We start from the raw sequence: 20,009 nt of genomic DNA, 5'->3' as shown, positions 1-20,009 counted from the left end.
CTTTGACTTAAATAAGTGACATTAAAAAACAAACACGCCACGTGAATGGCGTGGCGAAAAAACAGCCTGTAAAGACTAGCATCTTCCGCAGAGTAAAACTGCGAAGAGGTTCACGGCTGTATCAGCGTTGCGATAGTCGTCCCTCCTTGCGTCATTCCCTGAAACTGCGCAGGCGTATTTGTGATCTAAGTTGTGAAAAGCAGATCAATATCTGCTTTTTAAAGATTTCACATTGACCTTAAAGATTTTGTGGTTAAGTATTGCTGTCACTGAAGCACACCAAACATAAGGGAAGAGGCAATGAAAGCACTGGCAAGATTTGGTAAGGCCTTTGGCGGCTATAAGTTGATTGACGTACCAGAACCAAAGTGTGGCCCGGACAACGTAGTGATTGAAATCAAAGCAGCGGCCATCTGTGGTGCGGACATGAAACACTACAATGTTGATAGCGGATCCGATCAATTCAACTCGGTTCGTGGTCACGAATTCGCCGGTCAAATTGTGCGAGTGGGTGACAAGGTTAAAGACTGGAAAGTTGGTCAGCGGGTGGTTTCTGACAACAGCGGACACGTTTGTGGCGTTTGTCCTGCCTGCGAACAAGGTGATTTTCTGTGTTGTACAGAAAAAGTCAACCTCGGTCTGGACAACAATACCTGGGGGGGCGGCTTCTCGAAATACTGCCTGGTACCGGGGGAAATCCTCAAAATTCACCGTCATGCGCTGTGGGAAATCCCGCAGGGTGTTGATTATGAAGAAGCCGCTGTGCTGGATCCTATCTGCAACGCCTACAAATCTATCGCCCAGCAATCCAAATTTCTTCCCGGTCAGGATGTCGTGGTTTTCGGTACCGGCCCATTAGGGCTCTTTTCCGTACAGATGGCGCGCATTATGGGGGCCGTCAATATCGTGATGGTTGGGCTGGAAGAGGATGTGGCGGTGCGCTTCCCGATTGCTGAAGCGCTGGGCGCGACGGCAGTGGTCAACGGTTCGACCGAAGATGTGGTCGCGCGTTGTCAGGATATCTGCGGTAAAGACAATCTGGGGCTGGTCATCGAATGTTCGGGCGCCAATATTGCCCTCAAACAAGCTATAGAAATGCTGCGTCCAAACGGTGAAGTGGTTCGCGTGGGTATGGGCTTCAAACCGCTGGACTTCTCCATCAACGACATCACCGCCTGGAATAAAAGCATTATTGGCCATATGGCCTATGACTCCACTTCCTGGCGCCACGCCATCCGCCTGCTCGCCAGCGGCGCGATCAAAGTCAAGCCGATGATTACTCACCGCATTGGCCTGTCGCAATGGCGCGAAGGTTTTGACGCCATGGTCGATAAAACCGCGATTAAGGTCATTATGACTTACGACTTTGATAAATAATCCATTTATACCCGTCATACAGCAAGTTGCAGGTGTGCTGGCTGCGTTCGCTCACCCGAATCACTTACTACCGTAAGCTCATCGGGTTTCGTTCAATTGCCGCCTTCCTTCAACTCGAATTATTCAGGGCATATTAAGGAAGGTTTTCGGATGGAACAGATAGCAAAACCGCACTGCGGCGCCAGGCTGGATCGCCTGCCTGACTGTCGCTGGCACACTACGATGTTTGCCATGGTCGCTTTCGGACTACTGGTCTGCTGGAGTAATGCCGTCGGCGGGTTAATTCTTGCGCAGTTAAAAGAACTCGGTTGGACTGATAATTCTACTACCGCTACGTTTTCCGCCATGACGACGGCGGGAATGTTTCTTGGGGCGCTCGGCGGCGGCATCATTGGCGATAAGATCGGCCGTAAAAACGCGTTCATTCTGTATGAAGCGATTCATATTATTGCCATGGTCGTCGGGGCGTTTTCCCCGAATATGCACTTCCTGATCGCCTGCCGTTTTGTCATGGGAGTGGGATTAGGCGCGCTGCTGGTGACCTTATTTGCCGGTTTTACTGAATATATGCCCGGTAGAAATCGTGGCACCTGGTCCAGTCGGGTCTCGTTCATCGGCAACTGGTCCTATCCACTCTGTTCACTGATTGCAATGGGATTAACGCCGCTAATTAGCGCGGAATGGAACTGGCGCGTGCAATTGCTGATCCCTGCCGTGCTGTCGCTGATTGCCACCGTTATTGCCTGGCGCAGTTTCCCTGAATCGCCCCGCTGGCTGGAGTCTCGCGGACGCTATGCGGAAGCTGAAAAGGTGATGCTGACCATTGAAGAGGGCGTGGTTCAGCAGACGGGCAAGCCGCTGCCGCCGGTGGCTCTCGAAGATGACGGAAAACCGCCGCGTGCCGTTCCCTATTCGGCCTTGTTAACGGGCGTATTACTCAGACGGGTTATTTTAGGCTCCTTCGTCCTGATTGCCATGAATGTCGTGCAGTACACCTTGATTAACTGGCTGCCGACGATATTTATGACCCAGGGAATTAATCTGAAAGACTCTATAGTTTTAAATACCATGAGTATGTTCGGCGCACCGTTCGGGATTTTTATTGCCATGCTGGTGATGGATAAAATACCCAGAAAGACCATGGGGGTGGGACTGTTAGTGTTAATTGCCGTCCTGGGATATATCTACTCGCTGCAAACTAGCATGCTGTTGATTACGTTAATTGGTTTCTTCCTGATTACTTTTGTCTATATGTACGTTTGTTACGCCTCTGCGGTTTATGTCCCGGAAATATGGCCAACCGAAGCGAAGCTCCGCGGTTCTGGCCTGGCGAACGCGGTCGGGCGAATCAGCGGTATCGCTGCGCCCTATGCAGTTGCGGTATTGCTTAGCGCTTACGGCGTGACGGGGGTGTTTGTGCTACTGGGGGCCGTCTCAATTATTGTCGCTATTGCTATCGCTACTATCGGAATTGAAACCAAAGGCGTCTCTGTCGAAAGTCTCGGTATTGATGCAGTTACCAGTAAATAATATTCACAGGAAATAAAATGAAAAATTCGAAAGCGATATTGCAAACTCCGGGCACAATGAAAATTATTGCTGCCGATATCCCGGTGCCCAAAGAACATGAAGTGCTGATCAAAATTGAATACGTCGGTATTTGCGGTTCAGATGTTCACGGGTTTGAGTCAGGCCCCTTTATTCCGCCGAAAGATCCCCATCAGGAAATTGGCCTGGGGCACGAATGCGCCGGTACGGTGGTGGCGGTAGGAAATCGTGTTAGCAAATTTAAGCCGGGCGACCGGGTGAATATTGAACCCGGCGTGCCGTGCGGCCACTGCCGCTACTGCCTGGAGGGGAAATATAATATTTGTCCCGACGTTGACTTTATGGCCACGCAGCCTAATTACCGCGGCGCGCTAACCCACTATCTGTGCCATCCAGAGAGCTTCACTTACAGGCTACCTGATAACATGGACACCATGGAAGGGGCGCTGGTGGAACCCGCTGCGGTCGGTATGCACGCTGCGATGCTGGCGGACGTTAAGCCGGGTAAGAAGATCGTTATTCTTGGCGCAGGCTGTATTGGTTTAATGACCCTCCAGGCGTGTAAGTGCATGGGCGCAACCGACATCGCTGTCGTTGATGTGCTGGATAAACGCCTTGCCATGGCCGGGAAGCTCGGGGCCAAAACCGTTATCAACGGGGCAAACGAGGACACCCTTGCGCGCTGCCAGCAGTTCTCCGGCGAGATGGGGGCCGATATCGTTTTCGAAACTGCCGGTTCGGCCATCACCGTTAAGCAGGCACCCTATCTGGTTATGCGTGGGGGAAAAATCATGATCGTCGGTACGGTTCCCGGCGATTCAGCGATTAACTTCCTCAAGATTAACCGTGAAGTTTCGATTCAGACTGTCTTCCGCTATGCCAACCGCTATCCGGTCACCATTGAAGCTATCTCTTCCGGGCGTTTCGATGTGAAGTCGATGGTGACACATATTTACGATTATGAGGATGTTCAGCGCGCGTTTGATGAATCCGTTAACAACAAACGCGAAATTATTAAAGGCGTTATTAAAGTTAATCATTAATTTATTGGAAAGGGAGAAACAACCATGTTGGCAGATATTAAATATTGGGAAAACGATGCTCAGAATAAACATTATGCGATTGCCCACTTTAACGTGTGGAATGCAGAAATGTTAATGGGGGTAATTGATGCGGCGGAAGAGTCTAAATCACCGGTGATTATCTCTTTCGGCACCGGATTTGTGGGAAATACTTCGTTTGAAGATTTTTCGCATATGATGGTTTCTATGGCGAAAAAGGCTTCGGTACCGGTGATCACCCACTGGGATCACGGGCGCAGTATGGAGATTATCCACAACGCCTGGACCCACGGCATGAATTCACTGATGCGCGACGCATCCGCCTTTGATTTCGAAGAGAATATTCGCCTGACCAAAGAGGCGGTGGACTACTTCCATCCGCTGGGTGTTCCGGTCGAAGCGGAGCTGGGGCACGTGGGGAATGAAACGGTCTACGAAGAAGCGCTGGCGGGCTATCACTATACCGACCCGGATCAGGCTGCGGAATTTGTCGAGCGTACCGGCTGCGATTCACTGGCGGTGGCGATTGGCAACCAGCACGGCGTTTATACTTCTGAACCGAAACTGAATTTTGATGTGGTTAAACGCGTGCGCGAGGCGGTTTCCGTGCCGCTGGTTCTGCACGGCGCGTCCGGCATTAGCGATGCGGATATTAAGAAGGCCATTTCATTAGGTATTTCGAAAATCAATATCCACACTGAACTGTGTCAGGCGGCAATGTCGGCTGTGCAGGAGAACCAGAATCAGCCTTTCCTGCACGTTGAGCGCGAAGTCCGCAAAGCGGTAAAACAGCGCGCGCTGGAGAAAATCAAACTGTTTGGCTCTGACGGTAAAGCGGAATGACAATATGGATCATATCGAGGTTATTTGTATAGGGGCGGCAATCGTTGATATTCCCTTACAGCCGGTGAGTAAAAATATTTTTGATGTCGACTCTTATCCTTTAGAACGAATCGCCATGACCACCGGGGGAGACGCAATTAATGAAGCGACTATTATTTCTCGTCTTGGTCATCGTACCGCGTTAATTAGCCGGATAGGGGATGACGCTGCCGGGCATTTTATAGTAGAGCACTGCCGGCGTGAGAATATTGATATTCACAGTCTGAGGCAGGATGGCGAAATTGATACCTCAATCAACGTGGGCTTAGTTACCGCTGATGGCGAGCGTACTTTTGTGACTAACCGCAACGGCAGTCTGTGGAAGCTGAATATTAATGATGTCGATTTTGACCGCTTCTCTCAGGCAAAGCTGCTGTCGCTGGCGAGTATTTTTAATAGTCCGCTGCTCGACGGTAAAGCGTTAACGGAGATTTTCATTCAGGCGAAAGCGCACGGATTAATTATTTGTGCCGATATGATTAAGCCGCGGCTTAACGAAACGCTGGAAGATATTCGACAGGCGCTGAGCTACGTAGATTATTTGTTTCCCAATTTTGCCGAAGCAAAACTGCTCACCGGCAAAGAGACGCTGAATGAGATTGCCGACAGTTTCCTGAGCTGCGGCGTGAAAACGGTGGTCATTAAGACCGGCAAGAGAGGCTGCTTTATTAAGCGTGCTGATATGAAGATGGAGGTTCCGGCGGTTTCAGGAATTACCGCCATCGACACCATCGGCGCGGGGGACAACTTTGCCTCGGGATTTATCTCCGCGCTGCTTGAAGGTAAGCCGCTGCGCGAGTGCGCATTGTTTGCTAACGCAACGGCTGCGATCTCGGTGCTTAGCGTGGGCGCCACGACGGGCGTGAAAAACAGAAAGCTGGTTGAACAACTTCTCGACGAATACGAAGGGTAATAGCGGCAGATGAATATGATTCCTTTAGGCAGTACGGATATTACGCTTTCTCGCATGGGATTAGGGACATGGGCCATTGGCGGCGGCCCGGCATGGAACGGCGATCTCGACCTGCAGATTTGTATCGACACCATTGTTGAGGCGCATCGCTGTGGCATTAATCTGATTGATACCGCGCCAGGCTACAACTTCGGTAACAGCGAAGTCATTGTCGGTCAGGCGCTGAAGCACCTGCCGCGCAGCGAGATCGTGGTTGAAACCAAATGCGGTATTGTCTGGGAGCGTACGGGCAGTCTGTTTAATAAAGTCGGCGATCGCCAGCTGTATAAAAACCTTACCCCCGAGTCGATTCGGGAGGAGGTGGATGCCAGCCTGCAAAGACTTGGCATCGAAAGCATCGATATTTATATGACCCATTGGCAGTCGGTTGAACCCTTTTTTACGCCGATTGCTGAAACCGTCAGCACGCTAAACGAGCTGAAGAAGGAGGGGAAAATACGTTCAATTGGTGCGGCTAACGTGGATGCCGGGCATATCAGGGAGTATCTCAGGCATGGCGAGCTGGATATCGTGCAGGCTAAGTACAGCATTCTCGATCGAGCGCTGGAAGCAGAACTACTGCCGTTATGCGAGCAGCATGGCATCGTGTTACAGGTCTATTCACCGCTTGAGCAGGGACTGCTGACGGGCACTATCGCGCGAGATTATATCCCGGGCGGTGCGCGGGCCAATAAAGTCTGGTTCCAGCGTGAAAACATGCTGCGGGTGATTGATATGCTTGAGCAGTGGCAGCCGCTTTGTGATAAATATCGCTGTACTATCCCCGCACTGGCGCTCGCGTGGATTTTAAAGCAAAGCGCTTTAATCACTTTGTTGAGCGGCGCAACGGCGCCAGAGCAGGTGCGTGAAAATGTCGACGCCCTGACCATTGCCTTGACCGATGAGGACTCATTGTTGATGAGGCGAATGGCGGAAGCGTTGGAGACGAAATAAGATTGATGTATTGACCTCTGTTTCTGTGTGAAATAACATTAAAATCTGTGATTCAGACATGTTTTTTTGAAAGTAAATATAGTCTGTGAGATACTTGGGTCTTATTATTACTTTGCAGGAAACAGGGGTGTCATCGTGGCGGCAAAAGACAGAATTCAGACCATCAAGCAAATGGTTGCGAACGATAAGAGGGTGGCGGTTTCTAATTTAAGTTCAATTTTTCAGGTTACTGAAGAAACCATTCGCCGCGATCTGGAAAAACTAGAAAATGAAGGTTTTTTGACCCGAACCTATGGTGGTGCGGTATTAAATACTACCGCGTTGTCCGACAATATTCATTTTTATAAACGTGCAAAGTCTTTTTTAGAAGAGAAGCAGACCATCGCTCGTAATGCATTACCATTTATTAAAAATAAAACTACTATGGCTGCCGACTCCAGCAGTACGGCGATGGAATTATTAAAGCTGCTGAAGGAACGCAACGATCTCACGCTGCTAACCAACTCGGCTGAAGCCTTTCATGAGCTGGCGCAGTCTGAAATCAACGTGGTTTCTACCGGCGGCGAGTTGAATAAGAATACGCTGTCGCTGCAGGGAAGGATCACTAAGGAAATTATTAGTCGTTATCATGTTGATATTATGGTGATGAGCTGCAAAGGTCTGGATATGCAGAGCGGGGCGCTTGACTCTAACGAAGCGGAAGCAGAAATCAAGAAAACCATGATCCGCCAGGCCACGGAAGTGGCTCTGCTGGTCGATCATTCAAAATTTGATCGTAAAGCTTTCGTCCAACTCGTGGATTTTAGCCATATTAATTATCTTATAACCAATAAGGCTCCGGGTGCAGAGTGGATTGCATTTTGTAAAGAAAATAATATTCAACTCGTTTATTAACTCCAGGGTTGGTCGTGTCGATATTATTTTAGCTTGTACCTGGATCATGCCATAAAAATTTAATGATGATGGTGGCGCGGGAAAATGACTCTGCTGCGCTCGCCATATTCTATATTTTAGCTGAATTTGAGGCATCCAGATGGAACAATGTGACCCTATCGGCGCAAGATTAGATCGCTTACCCTTATCCCGATTTCATTTTCGTATTTTCGGTATCATTAGTTTTAGTTTATTAATCACTGGCTTTCTCAGCTATTCCGGTAACGTGGTGTTGGCCAAGTTAGTCAGTAACGGCTGGTCAAATAATTACCTCAATGCGGCATTCACCTCGGCACTGATGTTTGGCTACTTTCTCGGGTCGCTGGCCGGTGGGTTTATTGGCGATTATCTCGGACGACGTAAAGCATTTCGCGTGAATTTACTGATCGTCGGGGTCTCTGCCTGCGCGGCAACCTTTGTACCCAACATGTACTGGCTTATCTTTTTCCGCTGTTTGATGGGCACTGGAATGGGGGCGCTAATTATGGTGGGCTATGCCTCATTTACCGAATTTATTCCTCCCGCGGTGCGCGGGAAATGGTCTGCCCGGCTGTCATTTGTCGGCAACTGGTCGCCAATGCTATCGGCGGCAATTGGCGTCGTGGTTATTGCCTTTTTAAGCTGGCGGGTGATGTTCCTGCTTGGCGGTGCGGCAATGCTGCTGGCCTGGTATCTGTCGGGGAAATATTTTATTGAATCTCCTCGCTGGCTTGCGGGCAAAGGACAGCGAAGCGCGGCGGAAAAGCACCTCCTGCAGGTGGAGTCACAAATCGAGGAAGAGAAAAAAATCACCTTGCCCGCCTGGCACAGCGCTGGCCATATGGCGGACCCGGGCGTGGAAAGCGGGTCGTTCTGGCTACTGTTTAAAGGCCAGATGCTGCGGCGAACGCTGGTGGCGATCACGGTACTTATCGCCATGAATATTTCGCTCTATACCATTACGGTGTGGATCCCGACGATTTTTGTCAATTCGGGGATCGACGTGACAAAATCTATCTTGATGACCGCGATTATTATGATTGGCGCGCCGGTTGGGATATTTATTGCTGCACTGATTATTGACCGTTTTCCGCGGCGATTATTTGGCTCATCCCTGCTGATTATTATTGCAATGCTCGGGTACTTCTATTCCATTCAAACAGAAGAGTGGGCTATTTTGAGCTACGGCCTGGTGATGATCTTTTTCCTGTACATGTATGTCTGCTTTGCCTCGGCGGTGTATGTACCGGAGCTGTGGCCAACGCATCTCCGATTACGTGGTTCGGGCTTTGTTAACGCGGTGGGGAGAATTGTCGCCGTATTTACGCCCTACGGCGTCGCCATTCTGTTGACCCGCTACGGCTCGATTACGGTCTTTATCGTCCTCGGCGTGATGCTGGTGCTTTGTGCGCTGATTCTGTTCTGCTTTGGCATCGAAACGCGCAAGGTTTCGCTGGAAGAGATTTCAACTCTGGTTTGAGATAACAGGCCGGCAGGTTTCCCGCCGGCCTGTTTTAAGCCTGAGTTTCCAGCCAGTCGTCGAGGGTGTACAGCGTAGCGCCCGCGGCGGCCATCTCCATAAAGGCGTGCGCGCTATCCTGCGGCTGGAGGTTGACCCCGCGGCAGCCGTCGGTAATGACGTTGACGGTATAGCCGAGATTCAGCGCATCCAGCACGGTGAATTTGACGCAGTAATCGGTCGCCAGCCCAAGAATGATCAGATCGGTGATATCGCGTTGGCGCAGCCACTCATCAAGCCGGGTTTTTTGCCGATGTCCGTTGTCAAAAAATGCGCTGTAGCTGTCGATCGCCGGATTTTCCCCTTTATGAAACACCGCGGCTATCGCCTGCTGCTGCAGCAGCGGATGCAGCGCCGCACCTTCGCCGTTCTGCACGCAGTGATCGGGCCAGAACGTTTGCGCCAGGCCATCGAGCTGTCCCTGGGTATAAGGTTCGACCTGATGTTGGCTGGCGAAGCTGCCGTGGTTTGCCGGGTGCCAGTCCTGGCTGGCGGCAACGGTTTCGCCGCGGGCGAGACAATGGTCGATAAGTCGGTTGGCGATATCTATGGTGCTATCACCTTCCGGTACGGCAAGTGCGCCGCCCGCGCTAAAATCGTTTTGTAAATCGACCAGCAGTAGTGCGCGATTCGTCATCGGTTCTCCTTACTCATCGGGGGTCAGTTCGCCACGCAGGTTTTCCTGCATCAGGTTGCGAATCTCATCGACGCTCAGATTCTGACTCAGCAGGTAGTGTAGCTTGGTCAGCGTGGCCTCAACGGTCATATCAAAACCGCTGATGACGCCTGCCTGGGCGAGGGCGTTACCGGTGGCATACCCGCCCATATTGACCTTGCCGGACATGCACTGGGTCAGGTTAATGACCACGATCCCGCGCTGGCTGGCTTCCGCCAGAACCTGGATGAACTCGCCGTTTTGCGGGGCGTTGCCGACGCCATAGGAGCGCAGAATCAACGCTTTCACCGGCTGACGCAGGAAATTTCGCACCACATCGGCAGAAATGCCCGGATAAATCGTAACGACGCCAATTGGCTGCGGCGTGATGGGATGCACAATCAGCTCGCCGATACCGTGTGGCGCTGGCGGCGTGCCGAGGCGACGAATGTGGATCCCGGCTTCCAGTAAAGGAGCCAGATTAGGGGAGGCGAAGGCATCGAAACCATCGGCATGGGCTTTGGTCGTGCGGTTGCCGCGATAGAGACGGTTATTGAAGAACAGCGTCACTTCATTAATCGGGTAATTAGCGGCAACGTACAGAGCATTCAGCAAATTGATCTGCCCGTCGGAGCGCAGCTCGGCTAACGGGATTTGTGACCCTGTCACAATAACCGGTTTACCCAGATGCTCGAGCATGAACGACAGCGCTGAGGCGGTAAAGGCCATGGTGTCAGTGCCGTGCAGGATAACAAAGCCGTCGTACTCGTCGTAATGCGCGCGGATGTCGTCGGCGATGTGCTGCCAGTCTTCTGGCGTCATATCGGAAGAGTCCATCAGCGGTTCATATTCATGAATCGTAAAGTCCGGCATCTCCGGACGGTGGAACTCAGGCATCAGCGCCAGCTGACGCTGCAGGTGGCCGGAAACGGGAATATAACCGTGTTCTGAGCGCTGCATACCGATGGTCCCACCGGTGTAGGCAACGTAAATCGATTTCTTTTGCATATCATCGCTTAGGTTGTACATAGACAGGCGCAGTATAAGGTGACCGCTAAAAAAAATACAGCGCAATCCCCTTCATACTTCAAGTTGCAGGTGCGTTGGGGCGCGTGTTCCCCCGACAACATTGACGTTGTCGGGGGAGAGGGGCCAGATGGAGGAATTAGCGGATATTGGCACAGGTTAAGCAGAACGCGTAGCGGTTCTGCGGATCGTTGAACGCGGCGAGCTTATCGCTCTCAGCCTTGACGGCATTGGCCGCGGCGGCAACCGGCGCCGGCAGCCAGGCCTGCAGTGCCGCTGGCAGCGACGCGCGGACCGAACCGGTCAGGCTATCGATCACCATTGAGAAGAACGTCGGCTCTTCCTGATAGTAGTTGATATGCCACTGTTTAAGCTTCGCCAGCTCCGCGGCTTTTGCCACCGCGTCGTCAAAGTCGCCCAGGCTATCAACCAGCCCGTTAGCTTTCGCATCTTCACCGGTCCAGACATGGCCCTGGGCAATCTGGTCGATTTTCTCCGGCGTACTGTTACGCGCGTTGGCCACCAGCGTGATAAAACGTTTGTAGCCGTTTTCGATGCTCAGCTGCATCAACTGCTGAACCTCAGGCGGCAGCGATTTGGTGGTGGAGACATCGGCCAGCGCCGACGTCGCCACGCCATCGGTATGGACGCCGATCGAATCCAGCGTATTTTCGACGGTGTTAATGACGCCGAAGATGCCAATCGAGCCGGTGAGGGTGCTTGGGTTGGCGACGATATAGTTGGCCGGCGTGGAGATCCAGTAGCCGCCGGAAGCGGCCATGCCGCCCATGGAGACCACCACCGGTTTACCTGCGGCTTTCGCCGCCGCCAGCTCTTCACGAATCACTTCCGAGGCGCTGACGCTGCCGCCCGGGCTGTTGACGCGCAGGACAATCGCTTTCACCTTCGGATCGAGGCGGGCATCGCGAATCTGTGCGGCGGTCGTGTCTCCGCCGACGTTACCCGGCGTCTCTTCGCCGTCCATGATCGCGCCGTTAGCGAAGATCACCGCAATGGTAGCGCCCTGGTCAGACGGCGTTTTCACGCTGTAATCGTAATAGCTGATCGCGCGATAGTTATTATCCGCTTTGCTCCAGCCGAACTGTTTGGTCAGCGCCTTCTCCACGTCGGTGGCGGTACCCAGCTCATCTACCAGCTTGTTGTTCAGCGCGTACTGCGCCGTATCGCCGTCCACTTTACGCAGACCGTCAATCAGCCCCTGAGCGCCAGGGAACAGCTGCTGAGCCGTGATTTGGCGGTTAGCGGCGATGGTATTGAGGTAGTTTTGCCACAGCTCGCCAATCCAGCGGCTGTCGGCTTCACGGGCGGCAGGCGACATATCGTCGCGGATAAACGGCTCGACCGCCGATTTATAGGTCCCGACGCGGAAAACGTGGGTTGAGACTTTTAGCTTGTCGAGCAGAGATTTGTAATACAGGCCGTTGGTGGCAAAACCGTGCAGATCGACCTCACCCTGCGGCGAAAGCCAGATTTTATTGGCGAAGCTTGCCAGATAGTACTGCCCCTGGCTGTAGCTGCTCCCCACGGCATACACCGGTTTACCGCTATCGCGGAATTCGCGCAGCGCCTTACCGATATACTGCATTGAAGGCTGATCGCCGCCGGCAAAATTTTTCAGATCGAGGACGATACCGGTGATATTGCGATCATCTTTCGCCTGACGAATGGTCTGTACGATATCAAACAGCGAGTTTTCCTGGAGACGGTCGGAACTGGCGCCAAAGAGCTGACGACCGATCACGCCGAGTTTGCTACTGGCGGACGGTTTATCGACCACCACGCCGGTGATATCCATCAGCAGCGCGCCGCGAGCGGTATGTTCCGTTGTGGTGCTGCTGAACTGTGCCCAGATACCGACACAAACCAGAACCAGCAACAGGAAAACCACGTTCAGTGCGAGCTGGCGAATAAAGTTGAGTACCCGCCATGTCCATTTAAAAAATCCGGCGAGCAGCCGCCAAAGAGTTCGCATGTATTCTCCCTAACATTGTTAAAAATGGGCTAACCGCATGGGTTGCCGCGTCTGGTTATCCTAAAGAGACGGCTGACGGTTGTCAGCAGGAATCACCGGTCGTGCTGTAACAAAATTCTTGCGCATGTTAATTTTATGCAAAATGACATCACAGGAGTTACACAGATGGATGCTCTCGAACTACTGATAAACCGCCGCAGCGCTTCTCGTCTTGCAGAGCCGGCACCGAGCGGTGAACAACTGGAAAACATTCTCCGCGCCGGACTGCGCGCCCCGGATCATGGGACGCTGCAACCCTGGCGTTTCTTTATTATTTCTGATGAAGGCCGTGAACGCTTCAGTCAATTGCTGGAGAAAGGGGCGATTGAGGCCGGGCATGATGACAAAGGTATTGAAAAGGCCCGCAGTGCGCCGTTCCGCGCTCCGCTGATTATCACCGTCGTCGCCCGCTGTGAAGATCACCCGAAGGTGCCGAAATGGGAGCAGGAAATGTCGGCCGGCTGCGCCGTGATGGCCATGCAGATGGCGGCGTTGGCGCAGGGCTTTAACGGTATCTGGCGCAGCGGCGCATTGACCGAAAGCCCGATCGTCCGGGAAGGTTTTGCCTGCCGCGAGCAGGATAAAATCGTCGGTTTTCTCTATCTGGGAACGCCGCAGCTTAAAGCCTCCACGACCGTTTCTCTGCCGGACACCGCGCCGTTTGTGGTCCGTTTCTGAGCAACGCAGAGTCAGAACAGCCCGGCAGGCGTGAACCGCCGGGCTGTCGCGCCGACTATTTCTGCTGTTTCGCAAACTCGTCTTTGGCTTTTTGCAGCTGCTGCTGGAAGGCCGGATTGGTATGCAGGGTTGCAACCACCGCCGAGCCGACAATCCGCGCGGCGTCAACATCGCTCTGCCAGTGGTAACCGCAGATCACCCGACTTTCACCGAGCTCATAGCCGCGCTTGAGAATCTCATTCTGGCGCTGCGGGTTGATTTCGGCCAGCACCAGGGCGGTCGCCCAGCCGATAGAGGTGTGTCCGGAAGGGTAGGAGCCGTTTTTCGACAGCTTATCCTGTTCGGTGGTATTGCAGGTGGACACGCCGTAGAAGGCAAACGGACGAATACGCATATACTTCTCTTTCGCGCCTCGGGTCGCCAGATCGCCCGCGTCTTCAATCATGTTGGTGAGCAGTTTGTGCAGCGCCGGGGCGTCTTTTTCGCTGATCGGGGAGCCGAATGCTGCGGAGAAGGCGTTGGCCACGCCACCCGCGCTCAGGTTGGCATCCTCTGCCGCCAACTTGCCGCGGGCGGTGGCGCGCAGCAGACGGCCTTTCTCATACATCGCCTGATCGTTTAAAAACGCAATGCTGCCCACTTCCGGCGGCGGTGGCAACAGCGCCAGGCTGTCAATGGCCTGGGCATTTTTCAGATAGTAGAGATCGGGCTTGGTGGTGGCATCATTGCCGGCGGGAACCAGCGCAAAGGCGCTAACTGAAAAGAGGCTGGCAAGGCAAAGGGCGAGTACACGCTTTTTCATCAAGATATCCTTATTGTGGTGGAGGGGGACAATGGAGCGAAACTGACGCATTAAGATCCATTGTTTTGCTGAAATTAAGAGTCTGTCTCCTCAGGGCTATTTTGCGGAGCATTTTGCCCCGGGCAACGCTGACAACGATTTCACCTTTCAGGGCGGCCCGTGCGCAACCTGCCTGTGCCAATAACGCCTGCCGGGATAGACGCTAAACTCTCTCATCCGGCGCGTTTTTCTTTGCCGGATGAGAGACGACTCAGGTACCTTTGATACCTGTTTACCGATAAACCGAACGTGCGATGCGGGTGTAGGTATGCCTGACCCCACGAATAGCAATACTGTAGGCCAGAATATTCTCCGGTAATGCCATCCCCATATAACCCGTATCGCCAATATGGTGCAGGTCGGCGCCCGCCATTTTACTCATCAACGCTATCTGACGAACGGTGCCGACATCAGCGCCTTCCTGGGAGGTCCCAATCGCCGTCATCGCCAGCACGCCATGCGCATGCGCCGTATCGATAAGCGATGCCACACGTTGCTGACTCATTCCCGGTATCGTGCCTGGGGCCGGGAGCAACACAATATCCGCCCCCTGGGCGGCGAACCAGCTAACATCCTGCTCGCTGATAATGCTGCTGCCGCTTTCGCGCACCACTCCCGCACCGTGCATTTTCCCGGTGATAATCACCGCGCTGTCGCCCACCGCCTGGCGAATCTCTTCGGCGGCGATCCCCAGCGCCCGGTTGCTGACTCCGTTAGCCGGGTTGCCCGTTAACACCAGAATTTTCGCCCCCATGGCGACCAGCTTACGGGCATTGTCAGCCGTTGCCGAGCGCCCCGGTCTCATTTTCCAGATATCGTCATGGGCAACCGCAAATTCCGGGTCTACGGCCTCCAGATTGACACCAATAATGCGCCCGGTCAGGCGCTGCAGTTCATGCAGCGTTTTTTCCGGCGCGATATCGGCAGGCAACCCCTCAATATGCGGGTTTTCACAGTCAAACATATTAATCAGCAGGATATCCGCGCCCTGCGATGCGGCAAGCTCGGCATTGGTGACATTGTTCAGCAATGGCTGAGTGATGGCGATAGATTCACTGACCATGACCCGGCCTTCGCTGGCGCGAATGGCATACAGCAGCTGCGCTTTATTCATCGACACAAAATCGGAAGCACAGCAGTCCAGTAAACGTTTAGTTGTCATTGATATATGCCTCGTTGCTGAGTCAGTTCTCTGATTTTTCCTGCGGCCTGAGCAGGCAGTATCAGCGCCTCGACCCGCCGCGGCATGCTGGCGGAAAAAATTCCCTGCATCAATTTACCTCAGTCATCATCAGCCATCTTTGGTTCAGTTAAAACTAAACCACTTGTGTACCATTAGTGAACCATACAGAATAAAAATGGATCCTGCCTACGACAAAATGGCCATTTTGTGATCTGAGAGGCTTTTCTCTGTCGCTGATTTGAGGATGACAACGAGCGATTCCTGGTTAAGAATTGGTTCACAGAAACTGGACCAGTTACCACTTGCGCAGAGAGACGATGAACACAACTTCGCATCCCGGGTTTTATCTCGATCAATCCAGCGCGTTGCCGCTGTATATGCAACTGGTGAATGCCATTAAGTTAGCCGTTTCTGAAGGCCGGCTCCGTCCTGGCGATGTTCTGCCGTCAGAACGGGCGCTGGTAGAGATGCTGAATATTGCGCGAGGCACAGCCCGAAAAGCATTACAGCAGTTGCTGGAGGAGGGGGTGCTGATCCGCAATCAGGGATCCGGGACCTTCGTGGCTCCTCATGTGCGCCAGTCCCTGCCGTCGCTGGAAAGTTTTACTGAAATGGCGGCAGCGAGCGGAGGCACAGCACAAAGCGAGCTGGTGGGATATCTGCGGCGGTTAGCAACCCAGGAGGAGCGCCATGCTCTGCAACTGACAGAAGGTCAAAGTGAAATTGTCGAACTGACCCGGCTCAGGAAAATTAACGGTATCGCCGTTTCTTTGCAGACGGCGGTTTTGCCGGCGCTTCTGCTGGATAAAATCAGCGAAATGGATGAATCGTTATATCAGCACCTGGAGACCAAAGGCTCACCGGTACTGCGGGCAACTCAGCACTTCAGGGCCGTATCAACGGACAGTCAGCTGGCTTACTATCTGAACATCAAACAAGATGAGCCGCTTTTGCTGGTGACCCGGATTGGCTTCACCTACGATGACAGGCCCGTGGAATACACCCGGACCTGGTGCCTGAATGATTACTATGATTTTACGCTTGAGCTACGTCGAGAAGCGCCATAGCGGCGCGCTGCCGCTCGGTGGCAGGCTGGCCCGCTAAGCGTGAAAATGGCGGCAGGATCCCGGGCGCAGAATTTCGCGATGGAAGGCGCTGATTTTTACCGTCCCGCCGATCCGCATTTTGTCTGAGATGTCTGATAATCCTGAACCTCATCGGACTTTCAGCGACAGTGAAAATAGCGCGCTCAAGAGGGTTGTCCATCGCAAAATCGTCTATTTGTCTGCTTAATGAGCAACCATTCGCGATTTCGGACTGTCATACTTACCACCTTGGCGTTTGAGCGCTACCATAGCGGGATTGCAATGACAGGAGATGTCCATGAGCGAGCAAGCTATTCGTTTAACGCAATACAGCCACGGAGCCGGTTGTGGTTGTAAAATTTCCCCTAAAGTACTGGAAACTATTCTGAAGAGCGATCGGGCGAAGTTTATCGATCCGAACCTGCTGGTGGGGAATGAGACCAGTGATGATGCGGCGGTTTACGACCTTGGCAACGGGACGTCGATCATCAGCACCACCGACTTTTTTATGCCGATAGTCGACAGCCCGTTCGACTTTGGTCGTATCGCCGCCACCAACGCCATCAGCGACATTTTCGCGATGGGTGGAAAACCGATTATGGCGATTGCCATTCTTGGCTGGCCGATTAATACCCTGGCGCCGGAAATTGCCCGCGAAGTCGTGGACGGCGGGCGTTTTGCCTGCCAGCAGGCGGGCATCTCCCTGGCCGGTGGCCACTCGATTGACGCCCCGGAGCCGATTTTCGGTCTGGCGGTCACCGGCGTGGTGCCCACCGAGCGGATCAAGAAAAACAGCACCGCCGAGGCGGGCTGCAGACTCTATCTTACTAAGCCGCTAGGCATTGGCGTGCTGACCACCGCAGAGAAAAAATCGCTGCTCAAACCGGAGCACCAGGGGCTGGCAACGGAAACCATGTGCCAGATGAACCTCGCCGGCGCGGCCTTTGCCACCATCGGCGGTGTAAAAGCGATGACCGACGTTACCGGTTTCGGCCTGCTGGGGCATCTGAGCGAAGTGTGTCGCGGCGCGGGTGTTCAGGCGCTACTGAACTACGCGGATATCCCGAAACTGCCGGGCGTTGAAGAGTACATTGCGGCGGGCGCCGTTCCCGGCGGCACCGGGCGCAACTTTGCCAGCTACGGCCATCTGATGGGCGACATGCCGGCGGCGTGGCGCGATCTGCTGTGTGACCCGCAAACCTCCGGCGGTCTGCTGCTGGCGGTGACGCCGGAAGCGGAAGCCGAAGTGCGTGCCGCAGCCGAAGAGTTCGGAATTAAGCTTGCCGCCATCGGCGAGCTGGTGACCGCACGCGGCGGACGTCCCATGATCGAGATCCGTTGATTACATGCGGTTGTTTATTGCGGAAAAACCCAGTCTTGGTCGCGCCATCGCCGACGTGCTCCCCAAACCGCATCGCAAAGGTGATGGTTATATTGAGTGCGGTAACGGGCAGGTGGTCACCTGGTGCATCGGCCATTTGCTCGAGCAGGCTCAGCCGGACGTCTATGACGGGCGCTATGCGCGCTGGAATCTGCTCGACCTGCCTATTGTGCCGGAAAAGTGGCAGCTGCAGCCAAAACCGTCGGTGACCAAACAGCTCAACGTCATCAAGCGTCTGCTGGGCGATGCGCAGGAGGTGATTCACGCCGGTGACCCGGACAGAGAGGGACAGCTGCTGGTCGACGAAGTTCTCGACTATCTGCAGCTGGCGCCGGAAAAGCGCCAGCAGGTTCAGCGCTGCCTGATTAACGATCTTAACCCGCAGGCGGTGGAGCGGGCGATATCTCGCCTGCGCGCTAACAGCGAGTTTATTCCGCTATGCGTTTCGGCTCTGGCCCGCGCCCGCGCTGACTGGCTCTACGGGATTAATATGACCCGCGCCTATACGCTGCTCGGCCGCAATGCCGGTTACCAGGGCGTGCTGTCGGTCGGGCGGGTGCAGACGCCGGTGCTGGGGCTGGTAGTGCGGCGTGACGAAGAGATTGAGAACTTTGTCGCCAAAGATTTCTTTGACGTCAAGGCGCATATCGTGACGCCGAAGGATGAGCGTTTCGTCGCCACCTGGGTGCCGAGCGATGCCTGCGAACCGTATCAGGATGAAGAGGGGCGTCTGCTGCATCGTCCGCTGGCCGAACACGTGGTTGCGCGCATTGCGGGCCAGCCAGCGCGGGTGACCGCCTACAACGATAAGCGAGATTCGGAGCCGGCGCCGCTGCCGTTTTCGCTTTCGACGCTGCAGATTGAGGCGGCGAAGCGCTTTGGCTTTAGCGCGCAAAACGTGCTGGATATCTGCCAGAAACTGTATGAAACCCACAAACTGATTACCTATCCGCGTTCGGACAGCCGCTATCTGCCGGAAGAGCATTTTGCCGGTCGGCATGCGGTTCTTAATGCCATCGGGGTTCATGCGGCGGATCTGTTGCCGCAGCCGGCGGTTGATCCGGAAATCCGCAACCGCTGCTGGGACGATAAAAAAGTTGATGCGCACCATGCGATCATCCCGACCGCCCGCAGTAGTCAGGTGAAACTGTCCGATAACGAACAGAAGGTGTATAGCCTGATTGCGCGCCAGTATCTGATGCAGTTCTGCCCGGATGCGGTGTTCCGCAAGTGTCAGATCGATCTTGATATTGCCAATGGCAAATTTGTCGCCAAAGCGCGTTTCCTCGCCGAAGCCGGCTGGCGCGCGCTGCTGGGTAACAAAGAGCGGGATGAAGAGAACGACGGTACCCCGCTGCCGGTCGTGGCAAAAGACGACGAGCTATTGTGTGAAAAGGGCGAAGTGGTGGAACGGCAAACTCAGCCGCCGCGCTATTTTACCGATGCAACGCTGCTGTCGGCGATGACCGGGATTGCCCGTTTTGTGCAGGATAAAGAACTGAAAAAGATTCTGCGTGCGACTGACGGTCTGGGTACGGAAGCGACCCGCGCCGGGATCATCGAGCTGCTGTTTAAGCGGGGCTTTTTAGTTAAAAAGGGACGCTATATTCACTCCTCCGATGCCGGACGCGCGCTGATTCACTCCCTGCCGGAGATGGCTGCGCGGCCGGATATGACCGCCCACTGGGAGTCGGTACTGACGCAAATCAGCGAGAAGCAGTGCCGTTATCAGGACTTTATGCAGCCGCTGGTCGGCACGCTTTATCAGCTGATTGAGCAGGCCAGGAGTACGCCGGTGCGTCAGTTCCGCGGCATTGTCGCCCCGGGCGGCGGTAAAAAGAGTTTTAGCAAAGGTAAAAGCAAAGCGAAAACGAAAGACAAGAAGCCCGCCGCGGATTCCGCCACGGAAAACTCATAAAAAAC

The 20,009-nt window shown here is 53.9% G+C and carries 17 protein-coding genes; 12 read left to right on the top strand and 5 right to left on the bottom strand.

What is annotated here, in order from left to right:
* Window positions 1-300 precede the first annotated feature (300 nt).
* The 8 genes from GRPL_RS06255 to GRPL_RS06290 all read left to right on the top strand — a co-directional run bounded on the left by GRPL_RS06255 (window position 301) and on the right by GRPL_RS06290 (window position 9,166).
* A complete protein-coding gene (locus tag GRPL_RS06255; RefSeq protein WP_032700232.1) occupies window positions 301-1,377 on the top strand; it encodes a zinc-binding dehydrogenase in 1,077 nt (358 codons plus the stop codon).
* A gap of 150 nt (window positions 1,378-1,527) precedes the next feature.
* Window positions 1,528-2,907 (top strand): MFS transporter, encoded by a 1,380-nt coding sequence (locus GRPL_RS06260; protein WP_032700226.1) that lies wholly within the window; start codon window positions 1,528-1,530, stop codon window positions 2,905-2,907.
* A gap of 17 nt (window positions 2,908-2,924) precedes the next feature.
* Window positions 2,925-3,968 (top strand): NAD(P)-dependent alcohol dehydrogenase, encoded by a 1,044-nt coding sequence (locus GRPL_RS06265; protein WP_032688214.1) that lies wholly within the window; start codon window positions 2,925-2,927, stop codon window positions 3,966-3,968.
* Between the two features lie 24 nt (window positions 3,969-3,992).
* Window positions 3,993-4,829, top strand: a complete 837-nt coding sequence (locus GRPL_RS06270; protein WP_032700224.1) for a ketose-bisphosphate aldolase — start codon at window positions 3,993-3,995, stop codon at window positions 4,827-4,829.
* Between the two features lie 4 nt (window positions 4,830-4,833).
* Window positions 4,834-5,781 carry a sugar kinase gene (locus GRPL_RS06275; RefSeq protein ID WP_032688212.1) on the top strand — a complete coding sequence of 316 codons (948 nt, stop codon included), beginning with the start codon at window positions 4,834-4,836 and terminating at the stop codon, window positions 5,779-5,781.
* 9 nt (window positions 5,782-5,790) lie between these two features.
* Window positions 5,791-6,774, top strand: coding sequence for an NADH-dependent methylglyoxal reductase (ydjG, locus tag GRPL_RS06280; RefSeq protein ID WP_032695836.1), 984 nt, complete (start codon window positions 5,791-5,793; stop codon window positions 6,772-6,774).
* Between the two features lie 135 nt (window positions 6,775-6,909).
* Window positions 6,910-7,668 (top strand): DeoR/GlpR family DNA-binding transcription regulator, encoded by a 759-nt coding sequence (locus GRPL_RS06285; RefSeq protein ID WP_032695837.1) that lies wholly within the window; start codon window positions 6,910-6,912, stop codon window positions 7,666-7,668.
* Between the two features lie 139 nt (window positions 7,669-7,807).
* Complete coding sequence (locus GRPL_RS06290) at window positions 7,808-9,166, top strand: MFS transporter (RefSeq protein WP_032700222.1); 1,359 nt, start codon at window positions 7,808-7,810, stop codon at window positions 9,164-9,166.
* Window positions 9,167-9,200: 34 nt separating this feature from the next.
* Here the strand turns inward: GRPL_RS06290 and pncA are convergent, their stop codons facing one another.
* From pncA to sppA, 3 genes are all read right to left on the bottom strand, one after another.
* Entirely contained in the window at window positions 9,201-9,842 is a 642-nt protein-coding gene (pncA, locus tag GRPL_RS06295; RefSeq protein ID WP_032695839.1) for a bifunctional nicotinamidase/pyrazinamidase, read from the bottom strand.
* A gap of 9 nt (window positions 9,843-9,851) precedes the next feature.
* Window positions 9,852-10,868: an asparaginase gene (ansA, locus tag GRPL_RS06300; RefSeq protein WP_032688358.1), complete on the bottom strand. Its 1,017-nt coding sequence runs from the start codon at window positions 10,866-10,868 to the stop codon at window positions 9,852-9,854.
* A 157-nt stretch (window positions 10,869-11,025) separates the two neighbouring features.
* Window positions 11,026-12,879, bottom strand: a complete 1,854-nt coding sequence (sppA, locus tag GRPL_RS06305; RefSeq protein ID WP_032700221.1) for a signal peptide peptidase SppA — start codon at window positions 12,877-12,879, stop codon at window positions 11,026-11,028.
* Between the two features lie 165 nt (window positions 12,880-13,044).
* On the opposite strand from sppA, the gene GRPL_RS06310 reads away from it, so the two are divergent.
* The gene (locus GRPL_RS06310) at window positions 13,045-13,596 is read left to right on the top strand and encodes an NAD(P)H nitroreductase (protein ID WP_032700219.1); all 552 of its coding nucleotides are present in this window, start codon (window positions 13,045-13,047) and stop codon (window positions 13,594-13,596) included.
* Window positions 13,597-13,651: 55 nt separating this feature from the next.
* Here the strand turns inward: GRPL_RS06310 and phoC are convergent, their stop codons facing one another.
* Complete coding sequence (phoC, locus tag GRPL_RS06315; RefSeq protein WP_032688200.1) at window positions 13,652-14,398, bottom strand: acid phosphatase PhoC; 747 nt, start codon at window positions 14,396-14,398, stop codon at window positions 13,652-13,654.
* A gap of 271 nt (window positions 14,399-14,669) precedes the next feature.
* Entirely contained in the window at window positions 14,670-15,599 is a 930-nt protein-coding gene (locus GRPL_RS06320; protein ID WP_032688199.1) for a DUF7916 family protein, read from the bottom strand.
* Window positions 15,600-15,937: 338 nt separating this feature from the next.
* Between GRPL_RS06320 and GRPL_RS06325 the strand changes: the two genes are divergently transcribed.
* The 3 genes from GRPL_RS06325 (at window position 15,938) to GRPL_RS06335 (ending at window position 20,004) form a co-directional block, all read left to right on the top strand.
* Window positions 15,938-16,687, top strand: coding sequence for a GntR family transcriptional regulator (locus tag GRPL_RS06325; protein ID WP_032700217.1), 750 nt, complete (start codon window positions 15,938-15,940; stop codon window positions 16,685-16,687).
* Window positions 16,688-17,003: 316 nt separating this feature from the next.
* A complete protein-coding gene (gene selD, locus GRPL_RS06330; protein ID WP_032688196.1) occupies window positions 17,004-18,047 on the top strand; it encodes a selenide, water dikinase SelD in 1,044 nt (347 codons plus the stop codon).
* A gap of 4 nt (window positions 18,048-18,051) precedes the next feature.
* Window positions 18,052-20,004, top strand: a complete 1,953-nt coding sequence (locus GRPL_RS06335) for a DNA topoisomerase III (RefSeq protein WP_032688194.1) — start codon at window positions 18,052-18,054, stop codon at window positions 20,002-20,004.
* Window positions 20,005-20,009 lie beyond the last annotated feature (5 nt).

This window comes from Klebsiella planticola ATCC 33531 (genome assembly GCF_000735435.1).
Classification (GTDB): domain Bacteria; phylum Pseudomonadota; class Gammaproteobacteria; order Enterobacterales; family Enterobacteriaceae; genus Klebsiella; species Klebsiella planticola.
Note: the sequence above shows the minus strand (reverse complement) of the source record. Positions and strands in the feature narration are given on the sequence as shown.

Coding starts and splice junctions, on each gene's coding strand:
- GRPL_RS06325 (WP_032700217.1), top strand. CDS start 15,938: ATGAACACAACTTCGCATCCCGGGTTTTATCTCGATCAATCCAGCGCG.
- GRPL_RS06265 (WP_032688214.1), top strand. CDS start 2,925: ATGAAAAATTCGAAAGCGATATTGCAAACTCCGGGCACAATGAAAATT.
- GRPL_RS06270 (WP_032700224.1), top strand. CDS start 3,993: ATGTTGGCAGATATTAAATATTGGGAAAACGATGCTCAGAATAAACAT.
- GRPL_RS06290 (WP_032700222.1), top strand. CDS start 7,808: ATGGAACAATGTGACCCTATCGGCGCAAGATTAGATCGCTTACCCTTA.
- sppA (WP_032700221.1), bottom strand. CDS start 12,879: ATGCGAACTCTTTGGCGGCTGCTCGCCGGATTTTTTAAATGGACATGG.
- ansA (WP_032688358.1), bottom strand. CDS start 10,868: ATGCAAAAGAAATCGATTTACGTTGCCTACACCGGTGGGACCATCGGT.
- selD (WP_032688196.1), top strand. CDS start 17,004: ATGAGCGAGCAAGCTATTCGTTTAACGCAATACAGCCACGGAGCCGGT.
- GRPL_RS06255 (WP_032700232.1), top strand. CDS start 301: ATGAAAGCACTGGCAAGATTTGGTAAGGCCTTTGGCGGCTATAAGTTG.
- GRPL_RS06260 (WP_032700226.1), top strand. CDS start 1,528: ATGGAACAGATAGCAAAACCGCACTGCGGCGCCAGGCTGGATCGCCTG.
- GRPL_RS06335 (WP_032688194.1), top strand. CDS start 18,052: ATGCGGTTGTTTATTGCGGAAAAACCCAGTCTTGGTCGCGCCATCGCC.
- GRPL_RS06275 (WP_032688212.1), top strand. CDS start 4,834: ATGGATCATATCGAGGTTATTTGTATAGGGGCGGCAATCGTTGATATT.
- ydjG (WP_032695836.1), top strand. CDS start 5,791: ATGAATATGATTCCTTTAGGCAGTACGGATATTACGCTTTCTCGCATG.
- phoC (WP_032688200.1), bottom strand. CDS start 14,398: ATGAAAAAGCGTGTACTCGCCCTTTGCCTTGCCAGCCTCTTTTCAGTT.
- GRPL_RS06310 (WP_032700219.1), top strand. CDS start 13,045: ATGGATGCTCTCGAACTACTGATAAACCGCCGCAGCGCTTCTCGTCTT.
- GRPL_RS06320 (WP_032688199.1), bottom strand. CDS start 15,599: ATGACAACTAAACGTTTACTGGACTGCTGTGCTTCCGATTTTGTGTCG.
- pncA (WP_032695839.1), bottom strand. CDS start 9,842: ATGACGAATCGCGCACTACTGCTGGTCGATTTACAAAACGATTTTAGC.